The 7,093-nt window shown below is 64.0% G+C and carries 6 protein-coding genes; 2 read left to right on the top strand and 4 right to left on the bottom strand.

Annotation, left to right across the window (positions count from 1 at the left end; genetic code table 11):
- Positions 1-883 precede the first annotated feature (883 nt).
- On the top strand, positions 884-1,261 hold the full coding sequence (locus C480_RS09790) for a winged helix-turn-helix domain-containing protein (protein WP_006665454.1): 378 nt from the start codon (positions 884-886) through the stop codon (positions 1,259-1,261).
- Entirely contained in the window at positions 1,258-1,554 is a 297-nt protein-coding gene (locus C480_RS09785; RefSeq protein WP_006665453.1) for a DUF7521 family protein, read from the top strand. Before C480_RS09790 ends, C480_RS09785 begins: the two co-directional genes overlap by 4 nt.
- Before the next feature lie 84 nt (positions 1,555-1,638).
- On the opposite strand, the gene lpdA is transcribed toward C480_RS09785, so the two are convergent.
- The 4 genes from lpdA to pdhA form a co-directional block, all read right to left on the bottom strand.
- Complete coding sequence (lpdA, locus tag C480_RS09780; protein WP_006665452.1) at positions 1,639-3,138, bottom strand: dihydrolipoyl dehydrogenase; 1,500 nt, start codon at positions 3,136-3,138, stop codon at positions 1,639-1,641.
- A 111-nt stretch (positions 3,139-3,249) separates the two neighbouring features.
- Positions 3,250-4,902, bottom strand: a complete 1,653-nt coding sequence (locus tag C480_RS09775; RefSeq protein ID WP_006665451.1) for a 2-oxo acid dehydrogenase subunit E2 — start codon at positions 4,900-4,902, stop codon at positions 3,250-3,252.
- A gap of 1 nt (position 4,903) precedes the next feature.
- A complete protein-coding gene (locus C480_RS09770) occupies positions 4,904-5,914 on the bottom strand; it encodes an alpha-ketoacid dehydrogenase subunit beta (protein ID WP_006665450.1) in 1,011 nt (336 codons plus the stop codon).
- 1 nt (position 5,915) lies between these two features.
- Positions 5,916-7,025, bottom strand: a complete 1,110-nt coding sequence (pdhA, locus tag C480_RS09765; RefSeq protein ID WP_006665449.1) for a pyruvate dehydrogenase (acetyl-transferring) E1 component subunit alpha — start codon at positions 7,023-7,025, stop codon at positions 5,916-5,918.
- Positions 7,026-7,093: the final 68 nt, after the last annotated feature.

The raw sequence follows: 7,093 nt of genomic DNA, 5'->3' as shown, positions 1-7,093 counted from the left end.
AGTCGCCATCACGCGTTTGTTGCGTCATATCCGAGTGCCCTGGTACACTTAAGGGCATCGTCTCGCGGTGCGAGGCACCCCGAGACGAGACCCAGGTGACAGCCGAGGTGGCTGACGGGCAGGTGGATATGATGCCGACCTCCGTGCCGGGAAACGGCCGGAGGGGACGTGGCGGCGTGGGCCACGTCGTTCGCATTAATGACGAGGCGAGGGTACATATATAAGGCCGTCGTCTCGCGGGCGGTCTGGTCCGTGTTGATCCCCCTCCCAAGGTAGAGAGTCACGGTGGTCGATTGCCGGATGGATGTTCCTAGTTTGGGCGGGCTAAAAGGAGTGTAGAAGGTATTAGACCGACACCGAGGGTTTTATTACCAGTCGCCGAAGCGCAACTGTAGAACTGTAGAAGCGAATTGAAGCCGCAGCTGGCTATTTTGAGAGCAATGGTTGTCTCGGTAGAGAAACGTCTCGTCTCGAGTTCAGGTCGGGGGAGTCGGATATGAACGTGTTACGCGGGCGGAGGTCGGTCGGTCATCCCGTCCTCGTAGATCGGTCGGACCGGATGATACCCGCGTGGGGTGTGTTCGGAGGCGGGGGTGTAAGAAGGTTTGCAGTTGGTGGTTGTGATCGGTGTGACGCGGTTCCGGCGTGTTCTGGCGGGAGTGAAAGGGTGGCTGAAATGAGGGACGGTTACAGATTCGTACGAACTCGATCGGTAGTGGAAACGGAGTTAGTCTGGCAGTTGGGAACGATTCACTGTTTGTCGAGCGCCGCTCGGGACGATCGGCGACAACGGTTGAGAAAACCGCTGAAATCGGGAATGAGGCGATCAGCGGGGGAAACACATCGATGCGAATAAACGGCACGCGTTACAAGAAGGGAATGAATGGTCCGGGACCCGATCGGTTCGGAGTCGATGCCGTCTGCAGCGGAGATTTGCGCTGCACTCGACGACCCTGACTGCCGTGAGATTATCCGGAATCTCGAGGAACCGATGACGGCTTCTGAACTCACTGCCCGGTGTGAGATACCCCAATCGACGCTCTACCGAAAACTCGAGTTATTGACGGAGTCGACGTTGCTCGAGGAGACGACGGAGATTCGCCGTGACGGCCACCACGCAAGCAAGTATGCCGTCGCGTTCGATGAGATCACACTAGGGTTAGACGAGGACCGGTCGCTATCGGTGCAGATCGACCGTCCAGCTCAGACGGCAGACGAACGGCTTGCAGAACTCTGGTCGGAGGTGCGAAAGGAGACATGAGTCCATACAACACTGGCGGAGCAGAGATCGCGCTTGCACTCGCAGTCGTCAAAACGCTCGTCCTCATCGTGGGTGGCATCATCACGTACTTCGCGTTCAAGGCGTATCGGCGGACGAGACAGCGAGCACTCGGGTATCTGGCGTTCGGATTCGGCCTCGTAACGCTCGGATTCGTACTGGCAGGGATGCTGTATGAAGTCCTCAGCGTCCATCTTATGACGGGGGTCTTGCTCGAGAGTCTGCTCGTACTCGCAGGTTTTCTCGTGATTGCGTATTCGCTGTACGTACAGTGAAGGATATCGAGAGTGAGACCGAGTGCAGGCCCGGTGAGTGGAGTGGCCCGAAGAGCGGCCAGAAACTGATTTCGAGAAGAGTGCTTATCGGTTTAGTGTGTGAATTGCGTGTCCGAGCGCGTTCTCGGCGGCTTCCATCACTGACTCCGAGAGCGTCGGATGGGTATGGACCGTCGAGGCGACATCCTCAAGGGTAGCCCCGAGTTCGATTGCGAGTCCGAGTTCGGCGACGAGTTCGGACGCTTCGGGGCCGACGATGCTGGCACCGAGGACGTAGCCCTCGTCTTCCTCGGCGACGATTTTGACGAAGCCGTCGCTCTCACCGGTCGTGAGCGCGCGGCCGCTGGCTCGGAAGGGGAACGTGCCGACGACGGTGTCGAAGCCGGCGTCCGCCGCGTCCGTCTCGGTCATGCCGACGGTGGCGATTTCGGGGTCGGTGAAGACGACGGCGGGCATCGCCTGGTAGTCGATCGCCGACGGCTCGCCGGCGATAACCTCGGCGGCAACCTGACCCTCCATGCTGCCCTTGTGGGCGAGCATCGGTTCGCCGGCAACGTCGCCGACGGCGTAGATGTGGTCGACGGACGTGCGTGCGCGCGAATCGGTTTCGATGAAGCCGTTGTCGTCGATGTCGACGCCGGCCGCGTCGAGGTCGAGGGTATCCGAGACGGGGCGACGGCCGACGGCGACGAGGACTTTCTCGGCGTCGAGTTCGAGCGATGCTGGCTCCTCGTTTTCGTCCTCGGCCTCGGCTTCGCCGGCTGCAGCGCCACCGTCCGCCGCAACGTCGGCTCCGTCGACGGGATCCGCGACGACGCGAATGCCGGACCCGTCCTCGCGTTCGGACCACTCCGCAGCCGTGTAGCCGAACTCGAACTCGATGCCGAGGTCGTCCGCACGTTGTTTGACGGGGCGTTTGAGGTCGTCGGCGTAGCCGGGGAGCATCTCGTCGAGCATTTCGATGACCGTCACGTCGGTGCCGAGTTTGGCGAAGACGCTCGCGAGTTCCATGCCGATGTAGCCGGCGCCGACGACGACCAGTGAGTCGGGGACGGAGTCGAGCGAGAGGGCTTGGCGCGAGTTCAGGACTGGCTCGTCGCCGTAGGAGAAGTTGGGGATCTCGATGGGGCTCGAACCGGTCGCGACGATCGCGTGTTCGAACTCGAGGGTTTCGGAGCCCTGGCCGTCGCCGTCGTGGGAGATGCGGACGGTGGTTTCGTCGGTGAAGGTGGCGGTGCCTTCCATCAGGTTGACGCCGTTTGCCTTGCAGAGCTTTTCGACGCCGCCGGTGAGCTGGTCGACGACGTCGTCTTTCCAGCTGACCATCCCCGAGAGATCGATCGCGGGATCGGCGTGGATGCCCATCTGCTCGGCGTTTCGGGCGTCGTGGGCGATGTCGGTGGCCGTGATCAGAGCTTTCGACGGGATACAGCCGTAGTTCAGGCAGGTGCCGCCGTAGGCGTCTTTCTCGACGAGCGTGACGTCGAGATCGAGCTGGCCGGCTCGAATGGCGGCGACGTAGCCGGCGGGCCCGGCACCGATGACGAGGACGTCGGTCCCGGTGGTAACGTCTCCGACGACCATCAGTTGGTACCTCCGTTCGGAGTTGCACTCGAGTTCTCGGGAGTCGATCGTACCGTGTGCGTGCGCATGTGCATAGGTAGGGTGGGTAGTGTCTAACGTTTAGGGGTGTGGTCACTCGAGCAGGAGCAAGTCCGGATTCTCGAGGTATTCCATCACCGTGTTCGTAAACCGTGCGCCGTCGGCACCGTCGATCAGTCGGTGGTCGAACGACACCGAGAGGGTTAGCACGGACCGCGGCTCGATCGACTCGTCGCCGTGCTCGTCGGTGACGACGCGGGGCTTGCGCTTGATCTCGCCGATGGCGAGGATGCCCGATTCGGGGTAGTTCAGAATCGGGGTCGCGTACTCGCCGCCGATGCCGCCGATGTTCGTGATCGTGAACGTCGAGCCCCGGAGTTCGTCCGGGCTGATCGAGCGGTCGCGAGCGCGCGATATGAGTTCGTTCATCTCGGAGGACAGTTGGAGCAGTCCCTTCCCATCGGCGTCGTCGACGACTGGTACCATCAGCCCGACGTCGGTCGCCGTCGCAACGCCGATGTTGTAGTAGTTGCGGTGGACGATCTCCTCGTTTGCCTCGTCGATGACCGCGTTCATCTGGGGGTGTTGCTTGAGCGCCGCGACGACGGCTTTCATGATGAACGGCATGTAGGTCAGCCGGATACCCTGGTCCTCGGCGCGGGTTTTGAGCCGTTCGCGGGCCTCGACGAGTTCGGTGACGTCGACCTCGTCGTGGTGGGTGACGTGGGGTGCCGAGAACTTCGACTCGACCATCGCGTCGGCGATGGTCTTGCGGACGCCGCGGAACGGTTCGCGGCGTTCGCGCTGGCCCTCGGCGAACTCGCCCGCCGTCTCGCCGACCGCCTCGCCGGCTTCGAGCGCCGCTGCGTCGGCTTCCTGAGCCTGGCGCTGGGCGTCGGCGTATTCCTGAACCGCGTCGGGCGTGACGAACGCCTCGCCGTCTCGCTCCTCGGTGGCGGGGACGGCGTCGAGGTCGACGCCTTCTTCCCGGGCGATCCGACGGGTCGCGGGAGCGGCGAGCGTGCGGTCGCGGTCCGCAGCGTCGACCTGCGTCGGGGGCTGCGTTTGTGTCGCGGTGGCGGTCTGGCCACTTGAACCGGCTGCCGTCTCCGTTCCAGAACTCGAGTCTGCTGCCGGTGCTCCCTCGGTCGCGTCGGCCGTCGTCTCCGCAGCAGCGCCCTCGTCGGCACCCGCAGCCGCTTGTGCCGTCCCACTCGGTGCAGTACCCGCAGCGGCCTGCACGTCGGCAGCGGTGATCCGGCCGCCCGGGCCGCTGCCTCGGAGCTGCGAGAGATCGATTCCCTCGTCGCGGGCCATGCGCCGCACGCGCGGCGGCGCGAAGATCCGATCGTCGGGTGTCTCTGCCGGCTCTGTATCGTCACCGGCCCCGGTCGCACCGGGATCGCCCGCGGGTTCGGTGTCGCTGTCGCTGTCGCTGTCGGTTTCCGCCGCACTGTCGGGCGTTTCAGCCGCTTCCTCCGCTGGGGCATCGGTCGCTCCGTCCTCGCCGTCCACGTCGAACGTGACGAACACGTCGCCGACCGGAATCACGTCGCCCTCTTCGAAGTGCAACTCGCGGACGGTCCCGTTGACCGGGGCAGGGACCTCGACGAGCGCCTTGTCCGTCTCGACCTCCGCGACCGGCTGATCCTCGCTGACCGTCTCCCCCGATTCGACGAGCCACGAGACGAGTTCACCTTCGGCGACGCCCTCGCCGACGTCGGGGAGTTCGAACTCGCGGACCATGTTAGAACCCCACCGCGTCCCGGATGCCCGACTCGATACGGGCCGCCTCGGGCAGGTAGTAGTCTTCGAGCGCGTACAGCGGGAACGGGGTGTCGAAGCCGGTGATGCGCTCGACCGGTGCCTCCTGGTAGACCAGCGCCTCCTCCTGAATCGTCGCGGTGATCTCCGCGCCGAGACCGCCGGTCTGTGGCGCTTCGTGGACGACCGCTGCCCGACCGGTTTTCTTGAAGGATTCGACGATCGCGTCCTCGTCGAGCGGCGAGAGCGTACGCAGGTCGACGACCTCGACGTCGATCTCGCCTTCGAGGTTCTCCGCGGCTTCGATCGTCGGACGCGTCATCGCGCCCCACGTGAAGACGGAGATGTCGGACCCCTCGCGGCGGACCGCAGCCTCGCCGAGGGGTACCTCGTACGATTCCGCGGGGACCTCCTCGCGGAAGGCCCGGTAGATGAGCTTCGGCTCGAGGAAGACCACCGGATCCGGCGAGCGGATCGCGCTCGTCAGCAGCCCCTTCGTGTCGTACGGCGTCGATGGGACGACGACCTTGAGCCCGGGCTGGTGGACGAACATCGACTCCGAGGACTCGGAGTGGTGTTCTGGCGCGCGGATGCCGCCCCCGTAGGGTGCGCGAAGCACCATCGGGCACGTAAACCGACCGCGCGAGCGCGTTCGCAGCCGCGCCGCGTGCGAGACGATCTGATCGAATCCCGGGTAGATGAAGCCGAGGAACTGAATTTCGGGTACCGGGCGCATCCCGTAGGCGGCCATGCCGACCGCCGTGCCGATGATTCCCGACTCCGCGAGCGGGGTATCGATGACGCGGTCGCCGCCGAACTCGTCGTATAATCCCTCCGTGGCGCGGAAGACGCCGCCGTTTTGGCCGACGTCCTCGCCCATGACGACGACGTCCTCGTCGCGCGTCATCTCGCTTTGGAGTCCGTCGCGGACCGCCTGTACCAGCGTGAGGTTGTCGGATTCGGATTCCGATTGTGGTTGTGATTCTGCAGCCATGTTATCCCTCCAGTAGCGCGTCGTCGCCGTGTTCCTCGCGAATCGATTCGAACCACTCGAGTTGCTCCTGCAGTCGCTTTGGCATGCCCTCGTAGACGTGCGCGAAGATTTCGGCCGGGTCGGGCCGTTCGACGGATTCCGCGGCGTCGATGGCATCTGCGACATCGCTCTCGATTCGGGATTCGATCGCATCGACGCGTTCGTCGTCGAGCATCCCGTTGTTCCGCAGGAACGTCTCGAGACGCGGGATCGGGTCCTTTTGCTTCCAGCGTTCGACTTCGTCGTCGTCGCGGTAGACCGAGGGGTCGTCGGCGGTCGTGTGCGCGCCGAAGCGATACTGGACGGCCTCGATCAGGGTCGGCCGGAGTTCGTCGTCGTCCGGGTTCTTCGCTTTCTCGACGGCGTCTCGCGTGACCTTGTACACCGCGAGCGGGTCCATCCCGTCGACCTGCACGCCTTCGAAACCGTAGGCGGTCGCCTTTTGGGCTAACGTGGCGCTCGCGGTCTGGCGCTCGCGCGGCACGGAGATGGCCCACTGGTTGTTGTTACAGAAGAAGACGTTCGGCGTGTCGAAGACGCCGGCGAAGTTGAGCCCTTCGTGGAAGTCGCCTTCGGAGGTCGCGCCGTCGCCGAAGTAACAGAGAAAGGCCTTCTCCTCGTCCTGCAGTTGCGAGGCCCAGGCGGCCCCCGTCGCGTGCGGGATCTGGGTCGCAATCGGGACGGCGACGGTGAAGATATTCGTGTCCTCGGGGATGTGATTCCCCTTCTCGTGGCCCATCCAGTACAGTAGGGTGTGCTCCAGCGAGAGACCGCGAACCAGCCCGACGCCGTGTTCGCGGTAGCTGGGGAAGACCCAATCGTCCGTATCCAGCGCGTGGGCGCTGCCGACTTGTGCGGCTTCCTGTCCCGACAGCGGCGGATACGTTCCCATCCGTCCCTGTCGCTGCAGGCTCACCGCGCGTTCGTCGAAGTGTCGAACCAGCCGCATCTGTTCGTACATCTCGACGAGTTCAGCCTCGGAGAGGTCGGGGACCTCGGCGTCGTTCAGGACGCGGCCGGTGTCGTCGAGGATCTGTACTCGTTCTCGGGGGTCGCGTTGTATCGTGCTCACGGAGATACCCACCTGCGCATGCTCTAGTGAATTATCGCTCCTGTTAAAGGATTTTCGTAAATAGTTTA

It is taken from the genome of Natrialba aegyptia DSM 13077, assembly GCF_000337535.1.
GTDB lineage: Archaea > Halobacteriota > Halobacteria > Halobacteriales > Natrialbaceae > Natrialba > Natrialba aegyptia.
The sequence above is the reverse complement of the archived record's forward strand: the minus strand, read 5'-3'. Positions and strand labels throughout refer to the sequence as shown.

Excerpts from the sequence above, each read along its gene's own strand:
- C480_RS09790 (WP_006665454.1), top strand. The coding sequence starts at position 884 with ATGGTCCGGGACCCGATCGGTTCGGAGTCGATGCCGTCTGCAGCGGAG.
- C480_RS09775 (WP_006665451.1), bottom strand. The coding sequence starts at position 4,902 with ATGGTCCGCGAGTTCGAACTCCCCGACGTCGGCGAGGGCGTCGCCGAA.
- lpdA (WP_006665452.1), bottom strand. The coding sequence starts at position 3,138 with ATGGTCGTCGGAGACGTTACCACCGGGACCGACGTCCTCGTCATCGGT.
- C480_RS09785 (WP_006665453.1), top strand. The coding sequence starts at position 1,258 with ATGAGTCCATACAACACTGGCGGAGCAGAGATCGCGCTTGCACTCGCA.
- C480_RS09770 (WP_006665450.1), bottom strand. The coding sequence starts at position 5,914 with ATGGCTGCAGAATCACAACCACAATCGGAATCCGAATCCGACAACCTC.